Annotated in this window: 1 protein-coding gene; it reads right to left on the bottom strand. The window is 72.6% G+C overall.

Annotation, left to right across the window (positions count from 1 at the left end; translation table 11 throughout):
* Positions 1-75: 75 nt before the first annotated feature.
* Positions 76-1,374, bottom strand: coding sequence for a sensor histidine kinase (locus ACWD3D_RS36800; RefSeq protein ID WP_451464985.1), 1,299 nt, complete (start codon positions 1,372-1,374; stop codon positions 76-78).
* Between the last annotated feature and the right edge of the window lie 212 nt (positions 1,375-1,586).

The raw sequence follows: 1,586 nt of genomic DNA, 5'->3' as shown, positions 1-1,586 counted from the left end.
CGGCGGCCACGACCTCGAAGTCGTACGCCTCCAGCAGCCGGACCAGCCCGTCGCGGAGCAGGAAGAGGTCTTCGGCTAGGACAACGCGCAAGGGATCTCCAGGGTGACCAGAGTGGGGCCGCCGACGGGACTGCTGACGGCCAGGACGCCGTCGAATGTACCGAGCCGCCGTTCGATCCCGCTCAGCCCCGAACCGCCGCCGACCGCCGCGCCGCCGACCGCGGCCCCGCCGCCGACCGCGGCCCCGCCCCGGCCGTTGTCCGTCACCGAGACCCGGAGCATCCCGTCCGCGTGGTGGACGTCCACCCAGACGCGGTCGGCACCCGAGTGCTTCGCCGCGTTCGTCAGCGCCTCGCTCACCGCGAAGTACGCTGCCGACTCCACCGGCGCGTCCGGCCGCCCCGGCAGATCCACCGACACCTCGGACTCCAGGGGCATCCGCAGGACCAGGGCCTTCACCGCGTCCCCGAGGCCCCGCTCGGCGAGCACCGGCGGATGGATGCCCCGGACGAGGTCGCGCAGTTCGGTGAGGGCCTCTGCCGAGGAGGCCCGGGCCGCCGCCAGCATCCGCTTCGCCTGCTCCGGGTCCCTCTCGATCAGCGCCTCGATCGCCCCGAGGTTCATCCCCATGGCGACCAGGCGGGCCTGCGCCCCGTCGTGCAGGTCCCGTTCGATGCGCCGCAGTTCCGAGGCCGCCGAGTCCACCGCCTCGTGCCGTGTCTCGGTCAGCCGCTCGATGCGCCGGGCCAGCTCCTCCGGGGTGGGCGAGAGGACCGCCCGGGCCAGCACGAAGTGCAGCCGCAGCATCGGCTCGGCCGCCCACAGACCGACGTGGAAGACGAGCAGGCCCAGTGCGAGCGCCGCGACCGCGGTGGCCTGGCTGTCCACGGGGACGAAGCCGTACCAGTAGGGGTCGTCACGGAAGACGTGCCACAGGCCGGCGACGAGGACCAGCCCCTCCAGCCACCAGATCAGCAGCGTGGCCGGAACGATCGCCAGCACGAAGCCCGCGGTCATGTCGGTGAACAGCCACTGGACGTCCCGCCGTGTCGCCGGGTCCTTCAGCATCAGGAGAGTGCGCTCCACCTGCCCGGTGAAGCCGGTGCGCGGCCCCTTCGGAAGGGGCCGGTACGGGACCGGTATCCGCACGTCGGACCAGGCCGCCGCGAGGAGCCTGCGCCGGTTCGCGTGCCGGCGCACCTGCTCCAGTACGTACGGCGTGGTGAGGAACCCGACCCCGAGCAGGACGAACGCGACGGAGAGCACCGTCGCGACGAAGAGGACCAGCGAGCCGGGCAGACCCGCCACCGCCAGTGCCAGCCCGCGTCCCGCGGCTCTCGTCGCTTCCCTGAAACGGCTGATCGTCCTGCTCATCGCCCCTCGGCTCCTTCGTCCCCGCCACCGACCGGGTACCGCCGCGTGGTTCCACGGCACCCCCGTACGGCAGCAAGTCTCGCCCGGGGCAGGGTGCGCGCGGCAGCCGGTACGCACCCCTGTCGGGGGTGTTGCCGATGCGTCTGTGAGCGATCCGGCAGATCTGTTTGCCCTCCTGGAGGGTGATGAGGTTGCATCGGCAACCCTGGCCG

It is taken from the genome of Streptomyces sp. NPDC002690, from assembly GCF_053592415.1.
This window is presented reverse-complemented; position numbering and strand designations above follow the sequence as displayed.

Excerpts from the sequence above, each read along its gene's own strand:
- ACWD3D_RS36800 (WP_451464985.1), bottom strand. The coding sequence starts at position 1,374 with ATGAGCAGGACGATCAGCCGTTTCAGGGAAGCGACGAGAGCCGCGGGA.